General features: G+C 72.2%; 20 protein-coding genes. 16 read left to right on the plus strand and 4 right to left on the minus strand.

Going from position 1 to position 26,696, the window contains the following annotated elements; translation table 11 throughout:
- The first annotated feature begins 59 nt into the window (after positions 1-59).
- The 3 genes from rfbC to rfbD are packed head-to-tail and all read left to right on the plus strand — an operon-like array spanning position 60 to position 2,586.
- Entirely contained in the window at positions 60-683 is a 624-nt protein-coding gene (rfbC, locus tag IE247_RS17680; RefSeq protein ID WP_190124107.1) for a dTDP-4-dehydrorhamnose 3,5-epimerase, read from the plus strand.
- Positions 668-1,642, plus strand: coding sequence for a dTDP-glucose 4,6-dehydratase (gene rfbB, locus IE247_RS17685; protein WP_190124108.1), 975 nt, complete (start codon positions 668-670; stop codon positions 1,640-1,642). Before rfbC ends, rfbB begins: the two co-directional genes overlap by 16 nt.
- Positions 1,639-2,586, plus strand: coding sequence for a dTDP-4-dehydrorhamnose reductase (gene rfbD, locus IE247_RS17690; protein ID WP_190124109.1), 948 nt, complete (start codon positions 1,639-1,641; stop codon positions 2,584-2,586). The genes rfbB and rfbD overlap by 4 nt, the downstream gene beginning before the upstream one ends.
- Positions 2,587-2,606: 20 nt before the next feature.
- Here the strand turns inward: rfbD and IE247_RS17695 are convergent, their stop codons facing one another.
- From IE247_RS17695 to lysA, 4 genes are all read right to left on the minus strand, one after another.
- Complete coding sequence (locus tag IE247_RS17695; RefSeq protein WP_190124110.1) at positions 2,607-3,881, minus strand: glycosyltransferase; 1,275 nt, start codon at positions 3,879-3,881, stop codon at positions 2,607-2,609.
- Between the two features lie 6 nt (positions 3,882-3,887).
- Positions 3,888-4,565 carry a tetratricopeptide repeat protein gene (locus tag IE247_RS17700; RefSeq protein ID WP_190124111.1) on the minus strand — a complete coding sequence of 226 codons (678 nt, stop codon included), beginning with the start codon at positions 4,563-4,565 and terminating at the stop codon, positions 3,888-3,890.
- Between the two features lie 113 nt (positions 4,566-4,678).
- Positions 4,679-5,887, minus strand: coding sequence for an MFS transporter (locus tag IE247_RS17705; protein ID WP_190124112.1), 1,209 nt, complete (start codon positions 5,885-5,887; stop codon positions 4,679-4,681).
- Between the two features lie 177 nt (positions 5,888-6,064).
- Positions 6,065-7,354 (minus strand): diaminopimelate decarboxylase, encoded by a 1,290-nt coding sequence (lysA, locus tag IE247_RS17710; protein WP_190124113.1) that lies wholly within the window; start codon positions 7,352-7,354, stop codon positions 6,065-6,067.
- A gap of 830 nt (positions 7,355-8,184) precedes the next feature.
- Between lysA and IE247_RS17715 the strand changes: the two genes are divergently transcribed.
- The 13 genes from IE247_RS17715 to IE247_RS17775 all read left to right on the plus strand — a co-directional run bounded on the left by IE247_RS17715 (position 8,185) and on the right by IE247_RS17775 (position 26,694).
- On the plus strand, positions 8,185-9,663 hold the full coding sequence (locus IE247_RS17715; RefSeq protein ID WP_190124114.1) for a sugar transferase: 1,479 nt from the start codon (positions 8,185-8,187) through the stop codon (positions 9,661-9,663).
- A gap of 85 nt (positions 9,664-9,748) precedes the next feature.
- Entirely contained in the window at positions 9,749-11,065 is a 1,317-nt protein-coding gene (locus tag IE247_RS17720; RefSeq protein ID WP_190124115.1) for a nucleotide sugar dehydrogenase, read from the plus strand.
- Positions 11,055-12,344 (plus strand): glycosyltransferase family 4 protein, encoded by a 1,290-nt coding sequence (locus IE247_RS17725; RefSeq protein WP_190124116.1) that lies wholly within the window; start codon positions 11,055-11,057, stop codon positions 12,342-12,344. The genes IE247_RS17720 and IE247_RS17725 overlap by 11 nt, the downstream gene beginning before the upstream one ends.
- Entirely contained in the window at positions 12,341-13,759 is a 1,419-nt protein-coding gene (locus IE247_RS17730; RefSeq protein ID WP_190124117.1) for a Wzz/FepE/Etk N-terminal domain-containing protein, read from the plus strand. Before IE247_RS17725 ends, IE247_RS17730 begins: the two co-directional genes overlap by 4 nt.
- A complete protein-coding gene (locus tag IE247_RS17735) occupies positions 13,756-15,333 on the plus strand; it encodes a Wzz/FepE/Etk N-terminal domain-containing protein (RefSeq protein WP_190124118.1) in 1,578 nt (525 codons plus the stop codon). Before IE247_RS17730 ends, IE247_RS17735 begins: the two co-directional genes overlap by 4 nt.
- Positions 15,334-15,336: 3 nt before the next feature.
- Positions 15,337-17,262, plus strand: a complete 1,926-nt coding sequence (asnB, locus tag IE247_RS17740; RefSeq protein WP_190124119.1) for an asparagine synthase (glutamine-hydrolyzing) — start codon at positions 15,337-15,339, stop codon at positions 17,260-17,262.
- A gap of 25 nt (positions 17,263-17,287) precedes the next feature.
- Entirely contained in the window at positions 17,288-19,489 is a 2,202-nt protein-coding gene (locus tag IE247_RS17745) for a bi-domain-containing oxidoreductase (protein WP_190124120.1), read from the plus strand.
- Positions 19,486-21,441: an alginate lyase family protein gene (locus IE247_RS17750; RefSeq protein ID WP_190124121.1), complete on the plus strand. Its 1,956-nt coding sequence runs from the start codon at positions 19,486-19,488 to the stop codon at positions 21,439-21,441. Before IE247_RS17745 ends, IE247_RS17750 begins: the two co-directional genes overlap by 4 nt.
- Before the next feature lie 8 nt (positions 21,442-21,449).
- The gene (locus tag IE247_RS17755) at positions 21,450-22,709 is read left to right on the plus strand and encodes an O-antigen ligase family protein (protein ID WP_190124122.1); all 1,260 of its coding nucleotides are present in this window, start codon (positions 21,450-21,452) and stop codon (positions 22,707-22,709) included.
- An 8-nt stretch (positions 22,710-22,717) separates the two neighbouring features.
- Complete coding sequence (locus IE247_RS17760) at positions 22,718-23,995, plus strand: glycosyltransferase (protein ID WP_190124123.1); 1,278 nt, start codon at positions 22,718-22,720, stop codon at positions 23,993-23,995.
- The gene (locus tag IE247_RS17765; RefSeq protein ID WP_190124124.1) at positions 23,992-25,227 is read left to right on the plus strand and encodes a class I SAM-dependent methyltransferase; all 1,236 of its coding nucleotides are present in this window, start codon (positions 23,992-23,994) and stop codon (positions 25,225-25,227) included. The genes IE247_RS17760 and IE247_RS17765 overlap by 4 nt, the downstream gene beginning before the upstream one ends.
- Before the next feature lie 13 nt (positions 25,228-25,240).
- Positions 25,241-26,050: a glycosyltransferase family protein gene (locus IE247_RS17770; protein WP_190124125.1), complete on the plus strand. Its 810-nt coding sequence runs from the start codon at positions 25,241-25,243 to the stop codon at positions 26,048-26,050.
- Positions 26,047-26,694 (plus strand): PIG-L deacetylase family protein, encoded by a 648-nt coding sequence (locus IE247_RS17775; protein ID WP_190124126.1) that lies wholly within the window; start codon positions 26,047-26,049, stop codon positions 26,692-26,694. The genes IE247_RS17770 and IE247_RS17775 overlap by 4 nt, the downstream gene beginning before the upstream one ends.
- The last annotated feature ends 2 nt before the right edge of the window (positions 26,695-26,696 follow it).

Here is a 26,696-nt window from a genome sequence, read left to right on the forward strand (position 1 = left end):
GGGAAGCCGGAGAGAGTCGGGAAGCCGGAGAGTCGGCGGAGACGAAAGGAACGCGACAGGTGAGACCACTGGGTATCGAAGGCGCCTGGGTGGACAGCCCACAGGTGTTCACGGACCGGAGAGGACGCTTCCACGAGTGGTTCAGGGCCGACCGGTTCCATGGGCCGACCGGTCATCCGCTCCGTCTGGAGCAGGCGAACTGCTCCAGGTCCGGGCGCGGCGTCCTGAGGGGGATCCACTACGCGGCGGTCCCGCCGGGGCAGGGCAAATATGTGACCTGCGTCAGCGGGGCGGTGCTCGACGTGGTGGTGGACATCCGCACCGGCTCCCCGACCTTCGGCGCCTGGGAGGCGGTGCGCCTGGACGACCGGGAGCACCGGGCCGTGTATCTCTCGGAGGGCCTCGGCCACGCTTTCATGGCGCTGGAGGAGGACTCCCTCGTGGTCTATCTCTGCTCCGAGGGGTACGCCCCGCACCGGGAGTTCGGGATTCACCCGCTCGATCCGGAGTTGGGGATCGCGTGGCCCGACGACATCGTCCCGGAGCTGTCCGACAAGGACGCCTCGGCCCCCACACTGGCGGAAGCCCGGCTGCGGGGTCTGCTGCCCACCCATGAGGAGTGCCTCGCCCATCGGCGGCGGCTGCGGTCCGCGACCCGGGGAGAAGCATGCGTCTCCTCGTGACCGGCGGGGCCGGTTTCATCGGTTCGGAATTCGTCCGCGGCTGGCTGCGGGCGGATCCGACGGCGCGGGTCACGGTCCTCGACGCGCTCACCTACTCCGGGGTCGAGGAGAATCTCGCCTCCGTCGCGCACCGTCCCGGGTACCGGTTCGTCCGCGGCGACATCTGCGATCCCGATGTGGTCGACCAGGTGATGGCGGGTCAGGACGCCGTCGCGCACTTCGCGGCCGAGTCCCATGTGGACCGGTCGATCGAGGGAGCCGGGCCCTTCGTCCGCACCAATGTCGTCGGCACTCAGGTACTGCTGGACGCGGCGCTGCGCCATCGGGTGGGCCGGTTCGTGCAGGTGTCGACGGACGAGGTGTACGGCTCGATCAGCGAGGGCTCGTGGAGCGAGGAGTGGCCGCTCGCGCCCAGCTCCCCGTACTCCGCCACCAAGGGCGCGGCCGATCTCCTCGCCCTCGCCCACCATCGCACCCACGGTCTGGACGTCGTGATCACCCGGTGCACCAACAACTACGGGCCGCACCAGTTCCCCGAGAAGGTCATCCCGCTGTTCATCACCCGTCTGATCGACGGCAGGACCGTCCCCCTGTACGGCGACGGCCGCCACATCCGCGACTGGCTGCATGTCTCCGACCACTGCCGCGGCATCGAACTCGCCCTGCGCCGAGGCAAGCCCGGGGAGATCTACCACATCGGCGGCGGGACCGAGGTCAGCAATCGCGAGCTGACCGGACTGCTTCTCGACGCCGTCGGCGCGGACTGGGACCGGGTCACCCCGGTGACCGACCGCAAGGGCCACGATCTGCGTTACTCGCTGGACGACAGCAAGATCCGGGAACAGCTCGGCTACGCGCCGCGGGTCCCGTTCGCGGAGGGCCTCGCGGCCACGGTCCGCTGGTACCGGGAGAACCGCCGCTGGTGGGAGCCGCTGAGGGCCGGGGCGGAGCGCGTATGACGGGGGCGGACGCGGGGGCGGACGCGAGGACGGCGTGGCTGGTGACCGGCGCGGGCGGGATGCTCGGCCGGGACGTGCTGGCGGAACTCGCCGCCGATCCGCGGGCCGAGGTGACCGGGCGGACCCGCGGCGAACTCGACATCACCGACCCGCGGGCCGTGCGCGCCGCCGTCGCCGCGCACCGTGTGGTCGTCAACTGCGCCGCCTGGACGGATGTGGACGGCGCGGAGGCGGACGAGGCCGCCGCGACCGCCGTCAACGGCACGGGTACGGGGCATCTCGCGCGGGCCTGCGCCGAGACGGGGGCGGTCCTGCTGCATGTCTCCACCGACTATGTCCTTCCGGGCGGCGCAGGCCGGCCGTACGCCGAGGACGCGCCGACCGGGCCGCTCAACGCGTACGGCCGGGGCAAACTGCTGGGAGAGCGGATGGTCGCCGAACTGCTTCCGCGCACCGGCTACACCGTGCGTACCGCCTGGCTCTACGGCGCCCACGGGCGCAGCTTCGTGGCCACGATGCTCGAACTCGCCCGTGTAAGGGCGACCGTGGACGTGGTCGCCGATCAGTACGGTCAGCCCACCTGGTCGGCGGCGCTCGCCCGGCAGCTGGCCGGGCTCGGCCGGGCCGCGCTGGCCGGGCGGGCCCCGGCGGGCGTCTACCACGGTACGGCGGCGGGGCGCACGAGCTGGTACGGGCTGGCCCGGGAGGTGTACCGGCTGAGCGGGCTCGATCCGGAGCGGCTGCGTCCAGTGGGCTCGGCGGCGTTTCCGAGGCCTGCGGCGCGGCCTGTGTACGGGGTGCTGGGGCACGGCGGGTGGGTGCGCGCGGGGGTGTCCCGCCAGCCGGACTGGCGGGACGAGCTGGCGGCGGCCCTGGAGTTGCCCCGGTTCGCGGAGCCGGCCGCCGCCGCCCGTGCCGCGGCCCTCACCCTGTCGCGAGGGTGAGGGCCGGGCCGGGCGCCGTCTCAGACCAGCAGGGGTCCGCCGCAGCGTGTGGTGCCCTCCTTCATGGCGATGAGGTTCGCCACCACGTAGGAGATGTTCTTCGAGGAGTGCCACTCGGTGGGGAAGTACGTCACCAGACGGGAGCTCTGAAAGCGCGCCTCGATCTCGGGGACGAACGCCCGGTACTGATCGTCCGTGTAGTACCAGAAGGAGTTCTCGTTGTAGAACGCGACGTGCGTGGGGTCCTGGTAGGCCCCGCGCCCGTCCGAGCTGGGCGTCGTGGTCAGCAGCATTCCGCCGGGCGCCAGCAGCCGGTACAACTCGTTGATCAGCGGCACCTTCGCGGGCACGTGCTCCAGGAAGTCCACCGCGCGGATCAGGCCGACCGAGTTGTCCGGCAGATCCAGCCGTTCGGGCAGCGTCGCCACGATGTCCACGCCCTCCCCCGGGTACTGGTCCACGCCCAGATAGCCCGGCGGTTTACGGTGGGCCGCGCCGAGGTCGAGCGCGAGCAGCCCGTGGCGTCGGCTCCAGGCGAGGGCGTTGGCCTCGACGTACTTGTCGTAGAGGGCGACGGTCTCGCGCTGGATGTGCGCGTTGACCTCCGCGTCGCGCTGAGTGTTCTCCGTGTGCATGCGCTGGAGGTAGAGGCAGCGTTCGATGTGGTGGAAGTCGCCCGCCTGGAACAGGCGGCACATCAGATCCTGGTCGTCCAGGACCGAGCGGGTGGCGTCGTAGCCGCCGACCTGCCGGTAGGCCTCCGCCCGGAACGCGCGGACGTGGTTGGGCGCGTACCAGATGTACGAGACGTTGTGCGGCGTCGGGGCCATGGTCTTGGCGGCCAGCAGCTGCCGGCCGTCGACGAGGACCTCCTCGTACTGCCAGCCGTGCGTCTCGTTGAACCGGGAGTCGTCCCGTCCGCCGTCCTCGGTGATCTGGGCGGTGTTGCTGTAGACGAAGACGGCGTCCGGGTTCTCGTCGAACGCCTTGCCCAGTTCGGCCAGACAGTCGCGGGCCAGCAGATCGTCGTGGTCGAGTTCCACCAGGATCTCGCCGCGGGCGAGTTCGCAGGCCCTGCGCTTGGTCGCGCCGACGCCACGGATCTCGTCGGCGATCTCCACGCGGACCCGTTCGTCGGGCCGCTCGGGCCGCCACCGGGCGCCGTTGTTGAGGAGGACGATCCACTCCCAGTCCGGGCGGGACTGCGCCTGAAGCGTCGCCAGGCACTCGTCCAGGAATCGCGGCCGGTGGCTGGGGGTGAAGACGGAGAACGCGGGTGTCTCGGTCGACGTCATCTGCGGCTACCTCTCTGGGGTCTCGGAGTTCTCGGCACTCTCGTCGCTCTCGGCGCTCTCGGCGCTCTCGGCGCTCTCGGCACTCTCGGCGGGCGGGGGACCGGCGTCGCCCGGCTCCCGATAGGGCTCCGGCACCTGGGAGCGCAGGGAGGTGTCGAGTTCGACGGCCCGGCGGTAGGCGTCCCGCGCCTGTTCGTCGCGGCCCTTCAGGGCGAGCGTCTCGCCGATGTGGAAGTGGGCGGTGGACGCCTTCGGGTCGGCGGCGACGGCCCGCCGCAGGAGCGCGAGCGCCTTGTCGGGGTCGTTCGTCTTCAGCAGCAGCGCCTTGTTGAAGAGCGCCGAGGTGTACGACGGGTCGGTCTTCAGGGCCGCGTCGTAGGCCTTGTGGGCGTCCGTCCGGCGGCCCTCGTTCTGGGCGAGGACGCCGAGGTTGTACCAGGCGAGTTTGTTCTTCGGATCCAGTTCCAGAACGCGTTCGAAGGTGGCCTTCGCATGGGGGATGTCCTGGTAGCGGACCTGTAGCAGACCGGACTCCAACAAGGCGTCGGTCTTGAGCCTGTTGCCGTTCAGATTGTCGAACGCGGCGTCCTGCGAGGCCGGGTCCGGATCCGTCGTGACGGCCCAGAGGCCCGCGCCGGCGGCGAGCGCGAGTGCCGCTCCTACCCCCGTCCAGATTCTTCTCACTTATCACCGTTCGGGTAGATGTGGTATACGGCGGTCAAGGTAACGATGTGCCCGCCGTGCCGTCATCTCTCAGAGGGCCCGGTTCCCGTAGACCACCCGAATGTACGTATATATCACCGGGTTGGTGATGGTTCGCCCGTCGGGGGACGGCGGAGCAGATACAGGCCGACGCCCAGGGCGAGGACCGTCACCACGGCCGTGAAGACCAGACCCGCGTTCCGCAGTCCCAGCACGAGCGTCAGCGCGCCGACCCCCACCACGGGCACGGCGATACCGGCGTACGCGACGACGAAGAACGCCGAGATGGTGCCGCCCCGGTGCTCGGGGGGCGCGGCCGCGCCGATCGCCGTCAGACCGGCCCGGAAGGCGAGCCCCTGGCCGAAGCCGCCGACGAGCGCACCGGCCAGCAGCAGCGGCAGCCGCTCCGCCACGAGGGACGCGCCGACCAGGAGGAGCCCGGCCACCAGGATCAGACACCCGGCGGGCAGCGACCGGCGCACCCCCAGCCGCCCGGTCAGCAACTGTCCCAGGGTGGAGGCGAGAAAGGCGGAGAAGGCCACCGCGCCGGAGAGGGCCAGATCGTCGATCCCCAGCGTCTCGGCCACGAAGCTCGGGGCGACGGCGGTGAAGAGCCCGAGCAGCGCGAAGCCCGCGAAAGCGGCGACCGCCGCCGAGGGGAACACCCCTCGTGCCTCCGGTGCCACGGCCATCCCCCGGGGGCGGCCCGGGGACAGCCGCCGGGGACCCGCGACGGTCTCCGGCAGCAGCCGGGCGAGGGCGCAGGCCGCGGCCAGCAGCGCCAGATGCACCGCGAAAACCAGTCGCGACGGCGCCGGAGCGTACTGCGCGAGCACTCCGGCCAGCAGCGCGCCACAGCCCAGGCCGCCCATGTTCGCGGCCGTGGCGGCGAACCCCGCCCGGGCCGCGCGGCCCGGCGGGGCGAGTTCCAGGACGACGGCGGTCGCCGCGCCGGTGAGCAGCCCGGCCGAGAACCCCGACAGCAGCCGGCCCGCGAAGAGCGCCGGGAGACCGGCCTCGAAGAGGAAACACAGATCGGCGGCGGCAGCGAGCCCGAGGGCGCACAGGATGACGGGGCGGCGGCCCATCCGGTCGGAGTAGTCGCCCGCCAGCAGGAGGGAGGTGATGACGCCGACCGCGTACACGGCGAAGATCACCGTCACCATCAGCTCGGAGAACCCGATCTGGGTGCGGTAGATCCCGTACAGCGGTGTCGGCAGCGTGGTGCCCGCCATGCCCACGGCGAACACCGCCGCCGCGGCGAGATACCCGGGGCGGCGGCTGTCGGGGTGAGGTGCGGCCATGCGGGCACCGTACGGCCCGCTCCGCCGGAATCCGCCGCACCGGTCCCGGCGTCCCGGGCGGTGACCAGCCATCCGGCCCCCACACACCACGGGCCGGAGCCCGAAGCGGCGGCGCACACCGCCGGATCCGCCGCCGGATACGCCGCCGTCCGCCCGCGGGAAGCGCGGGCCGGTGGGTCAGACCTTCAGGTCGAGCTCCGGCGCGAGCATCTCGGCGATCGTCTGCCGGCGGCGGATCACCGTGGTCTCGTCCCCGTCGACGAGGAGTTCGGGGATATGGGTCCGGGAGTTGTAGTTCGAGGACATGCTCGCGCCGTACGCGCCGGTGTTGTGGAACACCACCAGATCGCCGATCTCGGTGCGGGGCAGCGGTACGGACTCCACATCGCCGCCCTCGATCTGGGTGAACACATCCCCCGACTCGCAGAGCGGGCCCGCCAGGACCGTGTCCCGGGACTCCTCGGCGCGGAATCGGCCGTCCGCGCCCAGGACCGAGACACGGTGGCTGCTGCCGTACATCGCGGGCCGCATCAGATCGTTGAAGCCCGCGTCGACCAGCACGAAGTAGTTGCTGCCCATGGGCTTCTGGGCGCGCACCTCGGCGGCCAGGACACCGGACTGCGCGACCAGGAAGCGGCCGGGCTCGATCTCCAGCCGGACGGGGTGGCCCAGCTCGGAGACGAGTTCGCGGCGGGCGGCGTCCCAGAGCGCGAAGTAGCGGTCGGTGTCGATCTCCGGGTCGCCCGGGGCGTACGGCACGGAGAGGCCGCCGCCCGCCGAGATGGCCCGGATGTCCCGTCCGGCGAGCCGGACCTGCTTGACCATGGTCTCGCAGACCGACTCCAGATGGCTGTAGTCCACCCCGGAGCCGATGTGCATGTGCAGACCCACCAGGTCCAGCCCGTGCTTGTCGACCAGCCGGAGGCTCTCCTCCAGGCGCTCGTGCCAGATGCCGTGCTTGCTGTGCTCGCCGCCGGTGTTGGTCTTGCGGCTGTGCCCGTGGCCGAAGCCCGGGTTGACGCGGATCCAGACCGGGTGGCCGGGGGACGCCTCGCCGATCTGGTCGAGCATCTGCGGCGAGCCCGCGTTGACCGGGAGGCGCAGCTCGACGACGCGGCGCAGCGTCGACCGGTTCAGCAGGTCGGCGGTGAGGACGATGGGCTCGTCCGCCCCGTCGACCCGGTAGCCGGCCGCGAGGGCCCGCTCGATCTCGCCCTCCGACACCGCGTCGACGAGCACGCCCTCCTCGCGCATCAGGCGCAGGATGTGGACGTTGGAGCAGGCCTTCTGGGCGAAGCGGATCACGTCGAACCGCCGCAGCCGGGCGATCTGCGCCCGGATCGTGGCGGCGTCGTAGACCCACAGCGGAGTGCCGTGCTCCGCGGCCGCTTCGGCGAGCCTCGGCCCGTCGAGGGATCCGGGAAGCTCCCCCGTGCGGGAGGGAGGGGCAGCGGAGACAGAGGTCATGGTCAGTCCTTCTCGCCGATCATGAGGGCAACTCCGAAAATCCTCTTCCAAGCGGCGCACAATCCGCTCAGCTGTCCGTACTGCGGACGGATGGTCTCACCGCGCCGCAGGAAGCGGGCCGCGGGCCGCCCGGCGGACCCCGGCCGGCCCGGTCCGCTCCCGTACTCCTCGAAGCCGGCGACCGAGCCCTCGGGGACGGGAAGGAGAGGCGGTTTCAAGAGTGTGGTCTGCACGCTTTTCGGCCGACCACAGAAACATCAACAAGCCTTTGCACAGGGCGTGTTGGCCGGGTTCGGCGACCCTGAGATCCCTCATCGGCGCAGGTCGCAAGGTACGCCTTCTTGATCAAGACACCCTGAATGATCATTGATCGGTTGAACCGGCCTCAAAGCTTGAGCACAAATTGCACACATCCCCTCCTCACGCTGGCCCCGATGGTCTAGATTGACCGTGCTTCAGCTGTTCGGGCACAAAGCGAACAGTAATGATCTATAGATCCGGCGCCACGAACACTCGTACGAGCAGCCACACGAACAGCCAGCAGTCGTGTCCCCCAGCTGTGGGGGTGATCAATTCTTTGGAGCCCGATGGGGCCCGGGTGCGGGGAGCACCTCGGGACTTCGACGGCTTCCGCGCATCCCGAGAGCCCGGCAGGACACGTGAGTCCGCCGCCGCCGGGGCGGGGTGTTCAAACGGTACGGGAACAAGCGGTGCGTCATGCGCGGGGGGCGGGGGCCCCGAAGGGGAGGAACAGCGCGGGGGGCGGGGGTCTCCCGGGGAGCAGCCGTGTTGTGCGAGCACGTCGAACCACTGGTGACCTGGGGGGTTCTGTGGAGCAGGGGGAATTAGTCAGCCCGTTCCCGTCAGCGCGCGGGCGTCTGGCGAACGGGGCGATCAGTCAGCCCGCGATCGACTGGGAGGAGCGGTACCGCCGTACCGTGATCACCAGCGACACGGTGGCCACCGCCTTCGTGGTGGCGGCGATCGGCAGCTTCTTCGGGGCCCGGGACGCGGCCGACTGGCACGAGAAATGGGGAATTCTCGCATTCGGCACCGAGCTGCTGGTGCTGGGAGCGCTCGCGGTGAACCGGTCGTGGACCCCGGCCGTGCTCGGCCAGGGGGCCGAGGAATTCCGCCGGCTCGGACGCTCGCTGTTCACGGCGGTCGTCGTACTGGCGCTCGGCGGAATCGCCCTCACCTCGCGCAACATCAAACTCTGGATCTTCGTCGCGATCCCCGCGATCGCGCTCGTCACCATGGTCACGCGCTATCTGCTCCGGCTCTGGCTGCACAGACAGCGGAAGGAGGGCCGGTGTCTGCGACCGGTGCTCGCCGCCGGAAGCCCGGCCACCGTGCGCGATCTGATCGCCCGGGCCCGTAAGTTCCCGCATCTCGGCTGGCGGGTGGACGGGGTGTGCACGACGGACGGCCTCGGGCCCGACGGCGACGAGGTGGACGGAGTGCCGGTCGTCGGGCGGCTGGCGGACGTCGCCAACCACGTACGCCGCGACGGCTACCGTGTCGTCGCGGTCACCCCGGATCCGCACTGGTCGCCGGACCGGCTCCAGCGGCTGGCCTGGAACCTTGAGGGCAGCGACGCCGAGATGGTCGTCGCCCCCGTGCTGATGGAGGTGGCCGGCCCGCGGCTGCACGTCGACGCGGTGCTCGGGATCCCGCTGCTGCGGGTCAGCATGCCGACCTTCACCGGGGCGCCCCGGGCGGTCAAGGCGGTCGTCGACCGGATGGGCGCGACGATCCTGCTGATCCTGTTCGCGCCGCTGATGCTCTTCGTCGGACTGCTCGTGCTGACGGACAGCCGGGGCGGGGCGTTCTACCGCCAGCGCAGGGTCGGCAAGGACGGCCGTGAGTTCACCATTCTCAAGTTCCGCACCATGGTCGCCGGGGCCGACGGGGCTCGTGCCGGGCTGGCCGACCGCAACGAGGGCGCCGGGCTGCTGTTCAAGCTCCGCCGGGATCCGCGGGTGACCCGGGTGGGAGCGGTGCTGCGCCGGTACTCGATCGACGAGCTGCCGCAGCTCTTCAATGTGCTCGCCGGATCGATGTCGCTCGTCGGCCCCCGGCCGCCGCTGCCGGAGGAGTCCGCCGCGTACGGCCCGGACATCCGGCGGCGGCTGCTGGTCAAGCCCGGACTCACCGGGCTGTGGCAGATCAGCGGGCGCAGCGATCTGCCGTGGGAGGAGGCCGTCCGGCTGGACCTGCGGTATGTGGAGGACTGGTCGCTCGCCCTGGACACAGTGATCTTGTGGAAGACGCTGCGTGCGGTGGTCTGCGGACAGGGGGCGTACTGATGCGCGGGGGACCGCGGCGGGGTGCTGCTGCCGACGGCGCGCGGACCGCAGGCCGGGAGGGCCTGCCTGGGGAGAGGGACGGGGCATGAGGATCAGCGTTTTCGGGCTCGGCTATGTGGGCTGTGTGTCGGCCGCGTGCCTGGCCGGCATGGGCCACGAGGTCATCGGGGTGGATGTGAACCAGGTGAAGGTCGACCTGGTCAACGAGGGCCGGGCCCCGGTGGTCGAGGAACGGATCGGCGAGCTGATCGCCGAGGTCGTGGCGAGCGGGGCGTTGCGCGCCACCGGCGACGTCCGCGAGGCGATCATGGGCAGTGAGGTGTCGCTGATCTGCGTGGGCACTCCGTCGGAGCCCAACGGCAGTCTGTGCACCACCTATCTGGAGCGGGTCACCGAGCAGATCGGCACCGCGCTGGCCGAGCGGGGCGGGCGGCAGACCGTCGTGTTCCGCAGCACCATGCTGCCGGGCACCTGTCTGAAGCTTCTGGTGCCGATCCTGGAGAAGTACGCCGGCGGCACGGCCGGGGTGGACTTCGGGGTCGCGGTCAACCCGGAGTTCCTGCGCGAGGGCACGAGCGTGCGGGACTTCTTCGACCCGCCCAAGACCGTCATCGGCGAACTCGACCGGGCGAGCGGCGACGTGGTGGCGGCGCTCTACGACGGCCTGCCCGGCGAGGTGTTCCGGGTGCCGGTCCCGACGGCCGAGGCGATCAAGTACGCGGACAACGCGTTCCACGGCCTCAAGATCGGCTTCGCGAACGAGATGGGCGCGGTGTGCCAGGCCCTCGGGGTGGACTCGCACCAGGTGATGGATGTGTTCCTGGCCGACCGCAAGCTGAACATCAGCCCCGCCTATCTGCGGCCCGGCTTCGCCTTCGGCGGCTCCTGCCTGCCCAAGGATCTGCGCAGTCTGGTCCACGCGGCGCAGCGGGCCGATGTCTCGGTGCCCATCCTCTCCAATGTGCTGACCTCCAACTCCGCGCATCTCCAGCGCGCGGTGGAGCTGGTCGAGCGCACCGGCAGACGGCGGGTGGGCCTGTTCGGTCTGTCCTTCAAACCCGGCACCGACGACCTCCGTGAGAGCCCGCTCGTGCAACTGGCGGAGACGCTCCTGGGCAAGGGGTACGACCTGCGGATCCACGATGCCCATGTGAGCCTCTCCCGGCTGCTCGGCGCGAACCGCGAGTACATCGAGACCCGGTTGCCGCACCTCGCGCAGCTGCTCACGGAATCCGTCGACGAGGTGCTGGAGCACGCCGAGGTGTGTCTGATCGGGACCAGGGATCCGGCCGTGCTGTCGGCCCTGCCCCATGGCGACGGTCCCGTGCTCATCGATCTCATCCACCTTCCCGACGCGGATGCGCGCCGGACCGAACCGGGGTACGTGGGCCTTGCCTGGTGACACATCGTTCGACGAGACAACCGGTGGCGGCCGGCCCGCGGAGCGGCGCGCGCTGATCCTGGTGGAGAACCTGTCGGTGCCGTTCGACCGGCGGGTGTGGCAGGAGTGCAGGACGCTGCGCGACGCGGGCTGGAAGGTGCATGTCATCTGCCCCCGGGGAAGCAAGCGGGACACGGAGCCGGAGGTGGAGATCGACGGGGTGCGGATCCTCCGCTACCCGTTGCGCGCGGCCACCGGAGGGCCGGCCGGTTATCTGCGGGAGTACGGAACGGCGCTGTGGCACACCGCCCGGCTGGCCCGCAAGGTCGGCCCGGTGGATGTGGTGCATGCCTGCAACCCGCCCGACCTGCTGTTCCTGCCGGCGCTGTGGCTGAAGCGGCGTGGCGCGCGATTCGTCTTCGACCAGCACGACCTGGTGCCCGAGCTGTATCTCTCCCGGTTCGGCCGGGGCGAGGATCTGCTCTACCGTGCCGTGCGCGCGCTGGAACGGCTGACCTACCGGGCCTCGGACGTCGTGCTCGCCACGAACGAGAGCTACCGGGATGTCGCGATACGCCGGGGCGGACGGCGGCCGGAGGATGTCTTCGTGGTGCGCAGCGCGCCCGAGACCGACCGGTTCCAGCCCGTACCGCCCGAACCGGAGCTGAAGCGGGGCAAGCCTCATCTGCTCTGTTACCTGGGTGTCATGGGCCCTCAGGACGGTGTCGACTACGCCTTGCGCGCCCTCGCGAAGTTACGCGACGAGCTGGGGCGGACCGACTGGCACGCGGTGTTCGTCGGCGCCGGGGACGCCTTCGACGCGATGGTCGAGCTGTCCCGGCGGCTCGGGCTCGATGAGCAGGTGCGGTTCACCGGGCGGGTCCCGGACGCCGACCTGGTGCGCTATCTGTCAACCGCGGACGTGTGCCTCTCCCCCGACCCGCGCAATCCCCTCAACGACGTGTCGACCATGAACAAGGTCCTGGAGTACATGGCGATGGGCCGGCCGATCGTCTCGTTCGACCTCCGGGAGGCTCGGGTCTCCGCCGGTGACGCCGCCGTCTACGCGGCCGCGAACGACGAGGCCGAATTCGCCGGGCTCATCGCGATGCTGCTGGACGACCCGGAGAAGCGGGCCCGGATGGGCGAGATCGGCAAGGAACGGATCAGCGGCCGGCTCTCCTGGCGGAACTCGCAGGCCTCGCTGCTCGCCGCCTACGCCGCCGCCTGCCGCGACCGCGCGCCGGTGCCGGCGGACGTGGACGCCCCGGTCAGAACAGGGAAGTGGCCGCGCCGTTGAGCGATGACACGATACGCCTGGTCACGATCGGGCGGATTCTCCGTCGGCGACGGCGGCTTCTCACCGTTCTCACCGTGGTGGGCGCGCTCGTCGGCTACGGCGTCTCGGCGCTGTTCCCGCCGCGCTACACGGCCTCGGCATCGGTACTGCTGCCGGGGCAGTGGGAGGAGCGCGAGCTGCTGACCCAGGTGGAGATGGCGACCAGTTCGGCGGTGGTCGACCGCGCGGCCGCCGCGCTCGGGTGGACGGGCCTCGGCGGCGGCGAGCTGCGGGAGCGGGTGAGCGCCCAGGCCGCCGACGGGAACATCATCACGGTCTCGGGCACGGCCGACACACCCGAGCGCGCGCAGCGGCTCTCCGACCGGGTGGCCCGGGAACTCGTCGCGTTCGCCGCGCGGGTCTCGGGCGACAGCGCGGAGTCCGAGGCGGCCAAGGGGACCGAGGCGCTGCGGCGGAAGGTGGCGGAGACCGACCGCCGCATCACGGACCTGGCGCAAGCGGCCGATCCGGGGCGGACCGTGGAGAGCGTGCAGGCCCGCACCTCGCTCGCGAAGCTGCGCACCTCGCTGGAGGAGGCCATGAAGAAGCTGGAGCGGGCCGACCCCGCTTCCGGCAGGGCCAACATGGTCGTCATGGGCCCGGCCGCCCGGCCGACCGCCGAGGCGCCGCCGACCAGGGTGCAGCTCATCGCCGCCGGGGCACTGCTGTTCTTCCTGCTCACGGTCGTCGGCCATCTCGCCGCCGCACGGGTGAACCGCCGGCCGCGCACCGAACCGGAGATCGCGGCGGCGCTGGGCTCGACGCTGCTGGGCACCGTCGACGTGCCCGGTGAACGGGGTGCGCACCGGCCCGGGGGCCATGGCTCGCGGGCCCGGGTCCGCGGGCTGCTGGGCGTCGACACCCGGTGGGACCTGCCGACCCCGCGGGCCTCCGGCGACGAGGCCGACCGGCGGATCCGCTACCGGCGGGTGTGCGCCCGTCTCCAGGACCGGCTGCCGGGGCCCCGGCGGCTGCTGGTCCTGGTGGTGGACGGCGACGAGATCGCGCGCCGGGCCGCCGGGCTGCTCGTCGCCGAGGCGGGGAGCGACCCTTCCGGGGGAGATCCCGTGCTGCGGGTGGTGGAGGTCTCGGTGGACCGGCCGATGGTGCCGGACCGCGACGCCGAGGCCGGGGCCCTGGTCGTGCTCAGCGCGGGGAGCTGGACCGCGGAAGAGCTGGCCGGTGTCGCCGGGGCGTGCGCGGACGGCGGGCACGAGGTCGTCGGCGTCGTCCTCGCCTGCGCGGTCCGGGCCCGTCCGGCACGGTCCGCGGGCCGTCCTCCGGAAAGCGCCGCTCCGGCGCTCGCGGTTCACGGCGGCACGAGCGGCCACGCGAGCGGCCACGCGAGCGGCCATGGGACGGGAGAGCCGGTGTGACGACGAGCACGACTTCGGAGTCGGCGACAGCCACCCCGCTGCTGGACCTTCAGGCGCTGGTGGTCGCCGTGCGCAGGCGCCGCCGTCTCTGGTGCGCCCTGGCGCTGCTGGGGCTGCTGGCCGGCGCGGCGGTGGCCGTCCTGCTGCCACCGCCGCCCAGCGCGGTGACCAAGGTGCTGGTCGCGCACCGGGAGGACCAGCCGAACGACAGCGGAACGCTGATCCGCACCGATGTCGCCCTGCTGGGAACCACCCGGATCGCCGAGAAGGCCCTTGAGTCCCTCAAGTCGGCGGAGAGACCCGAAGACTTCATGGCGGACTACCGGGGTACCGGCCTGACCAACAATCTGCTCCAGATCGATGTGACGGCCGACACCGAGGCGGAGGCGGTGGCCCGGGCCAAGGCGCTGGCCGACGCGTTCGTCGCGGACCATGTGCGGCGGATGTGGGAAGCCGCGAAGGCCGAGTCCCAGGCCCTGCTCGACCAGCGTGACCGGATGCGGGACGAGCTGACCCAGGTCAACAAGGCGATCGGGGACCGGCCGCCGGGAAGCGACCCGAAAGCGTCGGCGAGCGCCGAGTCGCTCTTCGCCCGCCGGGCCGAACTCACCTCACGGATCGCCGAGTTCGACCGGCGCGCCGCGGAGGCGCGCACCGGCACGCCCCAGGTCGTCGTCGGCACCCAGATCGTGGACGCCCCGCGCGCGGTGCGGCACTCCCTGGCCGGGGCCGCCGTCACCAGCGCCGGGATCGGGCTCGTCCTCGGACTCGGGCTCGGGCTCGCGCTGGCCGCGATCGGTACGGCGGTGGCGGACCGTCCCGTACTGCGCCGGGAGATCGCGGCGAACCTGGGCGCCTCGGTCATCGCGGAGCTGCGCCGTCCGCCCCATCGGCCGGCCGGGCCGTGGCAGCGCGGGCGGACCCTCGCGGCACGGGAGCGGCTCACGACGACCCTGGTCCGCGCCGTGCGCGGCTCGGCGGAACCGGTGTCGCTGCTGGAGCTGGGCTGTGCGCGCTCCACGAGCGTGATCGCCCTGAACCTCGCCGAGGCGCTGGGGGCCGAGGGGCCGGGGCCGGTGGTCGTCGTCGACGGTCTGCCCGGCCCGGAACTCACCAAGGCCCGCCGGAAGCCGGACGGACCGACCGTGGTCGGCGGCGACAAGGCCGCGACCGTGGCGCATCAGTCGCGCGGGCTCGGCGTCGGCTCGGTCGCGCCCGGCACGGCGTGGACCGATCTCCAGTACCTCGGCGACCGGACCGTGCTCGTCGTACGCGCCGGGCACGCCAGCGCCGCCTGGCTGCACACCGTGGCGCGGCAACTCGCCGACCAGCGCGTATCGGTGATCGGTGTGGTGCTGATCGACGCCGATCCGGGCGACCGGACCGACGGCACGCTGTGGGACGGGCCGTACACCGCGCCGCGCGGCCCCCAGGAACGGCCGGCCCGGCAGAACGGGACGAGCCGGCCGCTGACCGAGCGGCCGGCCCGGCACAACGGGACGGGCCGGCCGCGAACGGAGCGGCCGTCGACGCCGGCCGCGCTGGTCCCCGACAGTGACCAGGAGGCACGGTAGAACATGTGTGGCATCGCAGGCACGTACCAGTGGCCGGACGGGAAGGTCGTGACCGACCGGCTCACCGATGTCCTCGCCCACCGGGGCCCGGACGGGGCGGGCCGGTACAGCCACCCCGCCGGTGACGGCGAGGTGCACCTCGGGCACCGCCGGCTGGCCATCGTCGATCTGTCCGAGACCGGCGCGCAGCCGATGGTCTCGGGCGGCCTCGCCCTCACGTACAACGGCGAGCTGTACAACGCGCCCGAACTCCGCGCCGAGCTGACGGCCGCCGGGGCGCGCTTCCGGGGCACCTCCGACACCGAGGTGCTGTTGGAGGCCTGGCGGCGCTGGGGCACGGACTGTCTGCCCCGGCTGCGCGGCATGTTCGCGTTCGCGGTCTTCGACGAGCGGACCGGTGATCTGGTGCTCGCCCGCGACCAGCTCGGCGTCAAGCCGCTGTTTCTGCTGCGGCGCGGCACGGGGCTGATGTTCGCCTCCGAGCTGAAGGCGCTCGCCGCCGCGACCGGCGGGTCGCTGGAGGTGGACCACGCGGCGCTGGTCGCCTCGCTGCTGTACTACTGGGTGCCGGACTCGCGCTGCGCGTTCCGCGAGGCGGAGAAGCTGCCGCCGGGGAGCTGGCTGCGGTGCCGGGCCGACGGCCGGGTGGAGCGCGGCCAGTACTGGAACCTCCGGGACGTCGCCGCCGAGGGCCGGGAGCGAGCCCTCGCCGGTGAGCGGCCGGATCTGGCCGCCGTCGTCGAGGAGTCGACCCGGCGGCATCTGCTCTCCGACGTACCGGTGGCGACCTTCCTCTCCGGCGGGCTTGACTCAAGCTGGCTGACCGCGCTGGCGGCCCGTCACCGGCCCGGGATCTCCGCCTACACGATCGGGTTCCGCGCCGAGGACGCCAGGTTCGAGGCGATGCCGGACGATCTGCGCTACGCGCGACGGGTGGCCGAGCGGTTCGGCGTCGATCTGCGGGAGATCGAGATCGCTCCGGACGTGCTCGATCTGCTGCCCCGGATGACACACCATCTGGACGAGCCCATCGGCGACCCCGCCGCGATCAACACCTTTCTGATCTGCTCGGCCGCCCGGGAGGCCGGGGTCAAGGTGATGCTCTCGGGGATGGGCGCCGACGAGCTGTTCGCCGGGTACCGCAAGCATCTGGCCAACCTGCTCGCGCTGCGCTACCAGCGGGTGCCGCGGCCCCTGCGGCGCGGGATCTCCGGGGCCGTGGACCGGCTGCCGGTCGCCACGTCCCGCCGGGGGTACCGGTCGGTGCGCTTCGCGAAGCGGTTCCTCTCCTTCGCCGATCTGCCGGAGGAGACCGCGTTCCGGCGCAGCTACACCATGTACGACCAGGACGAGCTGCTCGGCCTGGTCAGTCCGGACCTGGCCGGGACGGTCGAGGACGTGCTGACCGAGCACGCGGACGTCTATCAGGACAACGGCCTCGACGACTTCGTCAACCGTATGTGCCTGGCCGACGCCCGGATGTTCCTGCCGGGTCTGAACCTCGCCTACACGGACCGGTCCAGCATGGCCGCGTCGACGGAGGTACGGGTGCCGTACGTGGACGTCGAGGTGGTCAGGGCGGCGTTCGCGGTGCCCGGCGACCGCAAGATCGTCGGACGGCAGGGCAAGGCCGCCCTCAAGGAGGCGGCCGTCTCGGTCCTGCCCCGGGAGATCGTGTACCGGCCCAAGGGCCTGTTCAGCGCCCCGCTGCGGGCCTGGATGAGCCGGGATCTGGCACCGCTGGTGCGCGAGGTGGTGAACGACGGGGTGCTCGTGAGCTCCGGTTTTCTGCGCCGTGACGCGCTGGCGCGGCTCGTCGCCGAGGACGCCGCCGGGCAGCGGGACTTCTCCAAGCATCTGTGGCATGTGCTGACCCTTGAGTACTGGTACCGCGACGCGATCTCTGGCTCCGGCCAGAGCGCTCACTAGACGGCTGAGAACAACTGGAGTTCGGGTGAAACAGGTTGTGCAGAACTACAAGAGCGGCGAGCTGGCGCTGCTCGACGTACCGGTGCCGGGGTGCAAGCCGGGCGGGGTGCTGGTCCGCACCGTCCACTCGCTGATATCGACCGGGACCGAGCTGATGAAGGTGTCCGAGGCCGGGATGTCGATGGTGGGCAAGGCCCGCTCCCGGCCGGACCAGGTGGCCAAGGTCATGCAGAGCGTGGCAGTCAACGGGGTGCCCGCCACCTACCGCAAGGTGATGGGCAAGCTGGACTCGTACACCCCGCTGGGCTACTCGCTGTGCGGGGTGGTCGAGCAGGTCGGCGACGGGATCGACGATGTGAAGGCCGGCGACCTCGTGGCCTGCGCAGGCAATGAGCACGCGCTGCACGCCGAGTTGAACTGGGTGCCGAAGAATCTCTACGCCCCGGTGCCGGACGGTCTCGCGTCCCGGCACGCGGCCTTCGGCACGGTCGGGTCGATCGCCCTCCAGGGCTTGCGGCAGGGCGAGCCCCAGCTCGGCGAGACGGCGCTGGTCATCGGCCTCGGGCTGATCGGGCAGCTGGTGGCGCAGCTGCTGACCGCCTCGGGGGTCCGTGTCGTCGGGGTCGACCCCGACCCGGAGCGCTGTGCGCTCGCCGCGCGGCTGGGCGCCGTGGCCTGCGGCGATCCGGCGTCCTCCGAGGTGGAGGCCGCCGTCGCCGAGCTGACCGACGGTCATGGTGTGGACCAGGTGTATCTGGCCGCGGGCGGCGGCAGCAACCAGCCCGTGGAGCTGGCCGCCCGGCTGAGCCGGGACCGGGGCCGGGTCGTCGACATCGGCAAGTGCCGTCTGGACCTGCCGTGGAACGCGTACTACGAGAAGGAACTCGACGTCCGGTTCTCCCGTTCGTACGGCCCGGGGCGCTATGACCCGGAGTACGAGATCGAGGGGCGGGACTACCCGATCGGCTATGTGCGCTGGACCGAGCGCCGCAATCTGGCGTGTTTCCTCGATCTCCTCGCCCGGGGCCGGGTCGATGTGGAGCCGCTGATCTCGCACATCGCCGGCTTCGACGACGCCGTCAAGACGTATCAGAGTCTGAAGGACGGCGAGCTGAAGGCCGTGGCGGTGCTGTTCCAGTACGCCGACGGCCCGGAGGAGGACGGGGAGGCGGCGGCCCCGGCGGTGACCGTGCCCCCGGTGCGACGCGGCGAGGCCTCTGTCCCGGCCCGGTCCGCCAAGGCTCCGGTGCGGCTGGCGTTCGTCGGCGCGGGGAACTACGCGACGTCGATGCTGCTGCCGCACCTGGCGGAGCGCGACGGTGTCACGCTGTCGACGGTCGTCACCACGACGGCGCTCTCCGCGGCGAACGCGCGGCGGAAGTTCGGCTTCGCCCGGGCGACCACCGATCTCGACGCCGTACTCGGCGATCCGTCGATCGACGCGGTGTTCGTGGTGACCCGGCACAGTTCGCACGCCGAGCTGACCCGCAAGGCGCTCCTCGCGGGCAAGGCGGTGTTCGTGGAGAAGCCCCTCGCCCTCGACCAGGACGAGCTGGCCGATGTGGTCGCGGCGGTGGAGGAGTCCGGCAACGACCGGCTCCAGGTGGGCTTCAACCGCCGGTTCGCGCCGCTGCTCCAGGAGGCCAGGAAGCGGTTCGGGGTCCGGAGCGGGCCCGCGAGCGTGCGCTATCTGGTCAACGCGGGCCGTCTCGGGCACGGCAGCTGGTATCTCCGGCAGGGCACCGAGGGCTCGCGGTTCGCCGGTGAGGGCGGGCACTTCATCGACACGGTGAGCTGGCTGCTCGACGCCGACCCGGTCTCGGTGTACGCGGTGGCCGCCTCCGGCGACGAGGACCTTCAGGTCGTGCTGCGCTACCCGGACGGGTCCACCGCCACCATCGGCTATGTCACCAGCGGCGCGGCCGGCTTCCCCAAGGAGACGCTGGACCTCGTCGCGGACGGCAAGGTGCTGAAGCTCGACGACTTCGTCCGCGCCTCGGTGTATTCGGACGGCGGGGCCGGACGCGGCCGGTGGGTCAGCTCGCGGCTGCCCAGGGCCCGGGACAAGGGCCAGTCCGCCGAGCTGGCCGCGTTCGTCAGGGCCGTGCGGACCGGCGGGCCGATGCCGGTGCCGCTGGAGTCGCTGGTCGCCACCACGGCGGCCACCCTCGCCGTACGGACCGCCCTGACCGGCGGCGCGCCGGTGACGCTGGCGAGGGCGCGATGACCACGAGCGCGGGCTGGTATGTGCGGCGGCTGTCCCGGATGGGACCCCGGGAGGTCGGCGGCCGGGTGGGCGACGCGGTGCGCAGACGGCGGTGGCGGTCGGCGGTGCCCGACAGCCCGCGCGTGACCGGCGCCCGGTTCACCTCGGTACTGCCCGCGGGGACGATCGCCTCGGTGCCGCAGGACGCCGTGAAGCGCCTCGTCGGTGAGGCGGACCGGCTGATGGCCGGGCACGCCGAGTTCTTCGGGGTCGGCCGCGACGATCTGGCCGCCCCGGACTGGTGGTACGACCCGAGGACCGGACGGCGGGCCCCGTCCGGCTACGCCTTCGACGTGCCCTACCGGGACGAGGAGGCGGTCGGGGACATCAAGCAGATCTGGGAGCCGTCCCGGCATCAGTACCTCACCGTGCTCGCGGCCGCCTACGCGGTCACCGGGGACGAGCGGTACGCCGAGCGGGTCGCCGAGCATCTGCGGTCGTGGTGGGCGGTCAACCCGCCGCTGCGCGGGGTGCACTGGATCAGCGGCATCGAGCTGGGGATCCGGCTGCTCTCCTGGGTGTGGATCCGCCGGCTGCTCGACGGCTGGCCGGGCGCGGCCGGGCTGTTCGAGGCCAATCCGGTGGCGCTGCGGCAGATCTGGCACCATCAGCGCTGGCTGGCCGCCCTCCCCAGCCGGGGGTCGTCGGCGAACAACCACATCATCGCCGAGGCCGCCGGGCAGACCGCCGCGGCCTGCGCGTTCGGCTGGTTTCCCGCCTCGGCGCGCTGGCGCGCCGACGGCCTGCGGTCGCTGGAACGGCATCTGCGGAGCAACACCTTCGGCTCCGGTCTCAACCGCGAGCTGGCCACCGAGTACCACGGGCTCGTGCTGGAACTCGGCCTGGCGGCGGTCGCCGAGGCGGACGCCGCCGATGTGCCGGTCCCGCCGTCCGTCCGGCTGGTGCTGCTGCGTATGACCGACGCGCTCGCGGCCGTCGTGGACGGCCGGCTGCGGCCGCCGCGCCAGGGGGACGCGGACGACGGGCACGGTCTGGTGGTGGACGGCGCGGGCACCGACCGCTGGGGCTCGCTGCTGGCCACCGGGGACGCCGTGTTCGGCCGGCTCGCCTGGTGGCCCGCGGTGACCGGCACCGATGTGCGCACCCCGCTGCTGGCCGCGCTCATCCGGCCCTCGGCGCCGGCCGCGGCCCGCCCGGCGAGCCGCCCGGCGCACTTCGCCGACGCGGGGCTCACCATCCTGCGCGGCCCGGGGGAGATCTGGTGCCGCTGCGACGGCGGCCCGCACGGCTTCCTGTCCATCGCCGCGCACGCCCACGCGGACGCGCTGTCCGTGGAGGTCCGGCACGACGGGGTCGATGTGCTCGCCGACCCGGGGACCTTCTGCTACCACGGGCAGCCCGAGTGGCGGCGGTACTTCCGGTCGACCCTCGGCCACAACACCCTGGAGCTGGACGGCGCCGACCAGTCGGGCTCCGGCGGCCCGTTCCTGTGGACCCGGCACGCCCGCAGCCGCGTCCTGGCCGCGGACGCCTCCGGGAAGAGCGTGGCCCGCTGGTGCGCCGAGCACGACGGCTACCGGGGCTCCGTGCACCGCCGCCGGGTGGAGCTGACCGCAGGGACGCGTGAGCTGCGCGTGATCGACGAGGTGCGCGGCGGCCCGCGCCGGGCCGCGCGGCTCGCCTTCCACCTCGGCCCGGCGATCGCCGCGGAGCTGGAGGGGAACCGGGCGCGGCTCACCTGGACCCGGGACGGCGAGGACCGCTCCGCGGTGCTCGAACTGCCCGCGCAGCTGTCCTGGCGGGCGCATCGCGGCGAGAGCGATCCGCCGCTCGGCTGGTACTCCCCCGGCTTCGGGCGCAAGGAGCCCGCCACGGCGCTGATCGGCACCGGCTTCGCCGACGGCACCGCACTGTCGGGGGAGTTCACCACCGTGCTCAGGTTCCGGGGTTAGGCGCGGGCATGGGCATCGAGCGTGGGACGGGCGGGCCGCAATCGCGCCCCGCGGGCACCCCGAGGGCGGTCGGGGCCGTCTGGGGGCTGCTGATCCTCAACACCCTCGGTTCGGCCGGGGCGAAGACCGTCGTTCCGCTGCCCCGCTCCCTGATGCAGATGGTCACCATGGGCGCGCTGGTCGCCGCGTTCGCGCTGGCGCTCGCGCTCAATCTCCGGCTGCGCATCCGGCCGAGCGCCTTCGTGCTCCTGCTCACCCTGCTGCTGGTGCCGAGTGTGATCTCCAGCGGGATCCTGGAGTCCGGGTTCGGCGCGCTGTTCCGCTGCACCCGGCTGGCTCTCTTCATCGGCACCCTGTGGCTGCTCAGCCGCTGGTGGGACGGGAGCATGACCTTCGTCCGGCACCATGTCCGGCTGTACTTCGCGGTGCTCGGGACGGCGGCCGCGGGGCTGCTCGTCTCACCGGGCACGGCCATGCCCGAGTACTACGGCGGGCGGCTGGTGGGCGCGTTGTGGCCGCTCACCCCGCCGCAGATCGGACAGTACGCCGCGGTGATCATCGGGCTCACCGCGCTGCTCGTCCTGGGCCGCCGGACCGACAGGACGAGCGCGGCGGTGATCATCGTGCCGTCGCTGGTCCTGCTCGCGCTGACCCACACCCGGACGGCCACGGTGGGGATGCTCGTCGGGCTCGCGCTGGCGATCGGCTCGCTCGTGCTGACCAGCGCCGCCGCCCGCCGGTTCTTCGTCTGGGGGGTGCTGTGCGCGACGGTGGCCGCGGTCGCGTTCATGTCCGCGCTCCAGACGTGGTTCCTGCGCGGACAGAGTCAGGAGAACCTCTCCAATCTCACCGGCCGGGCCAAGGTCTGGGACGCCCTGCTGGCCGAGGAGCGGACGACCGCGGAGATGCTGTTCGGGGTGGGCCTGGGCGACAAGTCGTTCGGCGGGCTGCCGATCGACAACAGCTGGCTGGCCGTCTATCTCGAACAGGGGCTGGTGGGCCTCGCCCTCGTCGCGGCGATGGTCCTCGTGCTGGGCGGCGTCGCGCTGCTGCGGCCGCCGTCGCTGCCGAGAGCCTGCGCGATCTTCCTGATCAGCTACTGCGCGATCTCCTCGTACACCGAGGCCGGACTGGGCGACGCCTCGCCGTATCTGCTGCATCTGGCGCTGGCCGCCTCGCTGCTGGCGGCGCCCGCCCCCGCCGTGTCCCTCCCGGCGCCCGAAACCCCTCGACGACAGGTCCCGCGATGGTCGCGGGACGGGAGGTGACCCCCGGCATGCACGTCCTCGTGGTGCACAACCGCTACTCCTCGGCACAGCCGAGCGGGGAGAACATGGTCGTCGACCAGGAGGTGGAGCTGCTGCGCGCGGGCGGCCACCGGGTCGGGATCTTCGAACGGCGCAGCGACGACATCGCCGCCCGGTCCCTGCCGGGGAAGGTCGCGGTGCCGCTCCTGGTGCCATGGAACCCGGCGGTCCGCACGGAGCTGGCGGCCCGGCTCCGGGCCGAACGGCCGGATGTGGTGCACATCCACAATGTCTTCCCGCTGCTGTCGCCCGCGGTGCTGGCCGCCTGCGCCGACGCCGGGGTGCCCGCCGTCGCCACGCTGCACAACTACACCCAGGTCTGCCCGCCCGGCACACTGCACCGGGACGGCCGGCAGTGCACCGAGTGCGTCGGGACGGCGGCCTCGCTGCCCGCCGTCCGGCACGGCTGCTACCGGAACTCCCGGCTGGCGACGGTGCCTCTGGCGGTCGGTCTGCTCGTCAACCGGCGGCGTTGGCAGTCCGGCGTGGAGCGGTTCTTCTGCATCTCCGCGGCACAGCGGGACATCCTGGTGCGGTCCGGGATGCCGCCGGAGCGGCTGGCGGTGAAGCACAACTTCGTGCCCGATCCGGGCACGCGCCGGGCGGACGCCGGTGAGCATCTGCTCTTTCTCGGCCGGCTCGCGGAGGCCAAGGGCGTACGGCCGCTCATGGCCGCGTGGGACTCGATCGCCGCGATGGGCGGTGTGGGCGTGCCGCTGGTGATCGCCGGGGCGGGGCCGCTGGAGCGGGAGGTGACCGCCTGGGCGGCGGGCCGGGACGATGTGCGGTACGCCGGGCTGTACACCCCCGCGCAGTGCCGGGAGGCGCTCGCGCGGGCGGTCGCCGTGGTGGCTCCCTCGATGGCCCTGGAGACCTTCGGGCTGGTGGTCGCGGAGGCGATGGCGGCGGGGGTCCCGGCCGTCGCCGCCGGTCACGGCGGATTCGTCGAACTCGTCGAGGAGGGGGTGACCGGGCTGTTGCACCGGCCGGGGGATCCCGCCTCGCTCGCGTCCTGTCTGCGCCGGATCACGGCGGATCCGGTCCGCAACCGGGAGATGGGCCGGGCGGCCCGGGACCGTTACGAGCGGGGTTTCAGCCCGGCCGTCGGGCTGGAGCGTCTGGTGGAGGAGTACCGCACCGCGATCGCGGGTCGGTCCGGCGGCGGGGACGGCCCGCCGCCGATCGGGGACAAGAACACTGGCTCGCGGCGGGACACCCGCGCGGGCAGGGATGGGGGCAGTAGATGACAGGATGCCGGCTCTGCGGCTCGACGGCGATGGCAAGCGTCGTCGATCTTGGAGCGACCCCGCCGTGCGAGAGTTTCCTCGCCGCGGACCAACTGGACGGACCGGAGCCGACGTACCCGCTGCATCTGCGGGTCTGCACCGAGTGCTGGCTCGCGCAGCTCCCTCCGCTGATCACCCCGGAGGAGACGTTCACGCAGTACGCGTACTTCTCCTCGTACTCGACCTCCTGGGTGGAGCACGCGCGCGTCTTCGTCACGGACGCCGTGCGGCGGCTGGAGCTCGGCCCCGACGCCTTCGTGGTCGAGGTCGCGAGCAACGACGGGTATCTGCTGAGGCATCTGGTGGACCGGGGGATCCGCTGCCTCGGCATCGAGCCGTCGGTGAACGTCGGCGCGGCGGCGCGGGAGGCGGGTGTGCCCACGCTCACCGAGTTCCTGGACCCGGCCACCGGCACGGCCGTCCGCGCCGGGCACGGCCCGGCGGACCTGGTCGTGGCCAATAATGTGTACGCGCACATCCCCGACGTGGTCGGGTTCACCCGGGGGCTGCGCGCCCTGGTCGCCGACGACGGCTGGGTCTCCATCGAGGTGCAGCATCTGCTGACGCTGATCGAGGAGAACCAGTACGACACGATCTACCACGAGCACTTCCAGTACTACACGGTCGCCTCCGCGGCCCGGGCACTGGCGAGCGGCGGGCTCACCCTCGTGGACGTCGAGCTGCTGCCCACGCACGGCGGTTCCGTCCGGCTGTGGGCCCGGCCGGCCGAGGCGGCCGGCGAGCCGAGCGCGCGAGTGGCCGAGGTGCTGGACCGGGAGAAGGCGGCCGGGCTCCAGGAGCTGTCCGGGTACACCGAGTTCTCGGCCCGGGTGGCCAAGGTGCGCCGGGACCTGCTGCGGTTCCTCGTCGAGGCGGCCGAGCGCGGCGAGACGGTCGTCGGCTACGGCGCCCCGGGCAAGGGCAACACCCTGCTCAACCACTGCGGCATCCGGCCCGATCTGCTCCCGTACACCGTCGACCGCAACCCGTACAAGCACGGCAGGTTCACCCCGGGGACCCGGGTGCCGATCCTGCCGCCCGAGCGGATAGCCGCCGACCGGCCGGACTATGTGCTCGTCCTCCCCTGGAATCTGCGGGCCGAGCTGGTCGAGCAGCTGTCGTTCGTGCACGCCTGGGGCGGCCGGCTGGTCTTCCCCATCCCGGAACTGAGCATTGTCGAGGGCACAGCGTGAAAGAGGTCACAGCATGAAGGTCGTCCTTTTCTGCGGCGGTTACGGGCTGCGCATGCGCAGCGGAGCGGCCGACGACATACCCAAGCCGATGGCGATGGTCGGCTCGCGGCCGCTGATCTGGCATGTCATGCGCTACTACGCGCACTTCGGGCACACGGAGTTCATCCTGTGCCTGGGCTACGGGGCCCATCACATCAAGGACTACTTCCTCCACTACGAGGAGACGACGTCCAACGACTTCGTGCTGTCCAACGGGCGGACCGAGCTGCTGTCCACCGACATCGCCGACTGGACGATCACCTTTGTGCAGACCGGTATCGAGTCGCCGATCGGGGAGCGGCTGCGCCGGGTGCGGCACCATCTGGACGGCGACGAGATGTTCCTCGCCAACTACGCCGATGTGCTCACCGACGCCCCGCTGCCGGAGATGATCGACCGGTTCGCCCGGCGCGACGCCGGCGCGTCGATGCTGGTGGTGCCGCCGCAGTCCTCGTTCCACTGTGTGGACCTGGGCGAGGACGGCCTGGTGGGAGGCATCACCCCGGTGAGCGAACTGCCGCTGTGGGAGAACGGCGGCTACTTCGTCCTCCGTCAGGAGGTCTTCGACCACATCCCGGAGAACGGGGACCTGGTCGCCGACGGCTGCGCCGAGCTGGCCAAGCGCGGACGGCTGGTGGCGCACCAGCACCGCGGCTTCTGGAAGCCGACCGACACCGTGAAGGAGCGGGCCGCGCTGGACGCCGCCTACGCCCGGGGCGACCGCCCGTGGGCCGTGTGGGAGCGGGACGGCGCGAGGGCGGGCAGCGCCGTGAGGACCGCGTGATCCGGCTCGGGGCCGGACGGCTGGAGCGGATCGTCGCGGTGGGCGCGCACTGCGACGACATCGCCATCGGGGCCGGCGGCACACTGCTGACGATGTGCCTCGCCCGGCCGGGCGTCCGCGTCGACGCGCTGGTGCTCTCCGGCGGCGGCGGCGAGCGGGAGGAGGAGGAGCGGGCCGCGCTCGCCGCCTTCTGCCCGGGCGCCGATCTGCGGCTGACCGTGCTCAAGCTGCCGGACGGCCGGCTGCCGGCCCGGTGGGAGGAGGCCAAAACCGCGGTCGAGGAGCTGCGCGCGCGGACCGAGCCGGATCTCGTGCTGGCCCCGCGCACCGATGACGCGCACCAGGACCACCGCGGGCTGGCGAAGCTGATGTCCACCGCGTTCCGCGACCACCTCGTACTCGGCTACGAGATCGTCAAGTGGGACGGCGATCTCGGCCGTCCGGCGGCGTACCAGCCGCTGTCGCCGGAGGCCGCCGAGGAGAAGGCGCGGCTGCTCCAGGAGCACTACCCCTCGCAACACCACCGGCCCTGGTACGACCGGGAAGCCTTCCTCGGCCTCGCGCGGATCCGCGGCATCGAATGCCACACGCGCTACGCCGAGGCGTTCGCCGTCACCAAACTCACTCTCGATCTGGGGGAATGAAC

Origin of the sequence: Streptomyces inusitatus, from assembly GCF_014651115.1 — a bacterium.
GTDB classification, from domain to species: Bacteria; Actinomycetota; Actinomycetes; order Streptomycetales; family Streptomycetaceae; genus Streptomyces; species Streptomyces amakusaensis.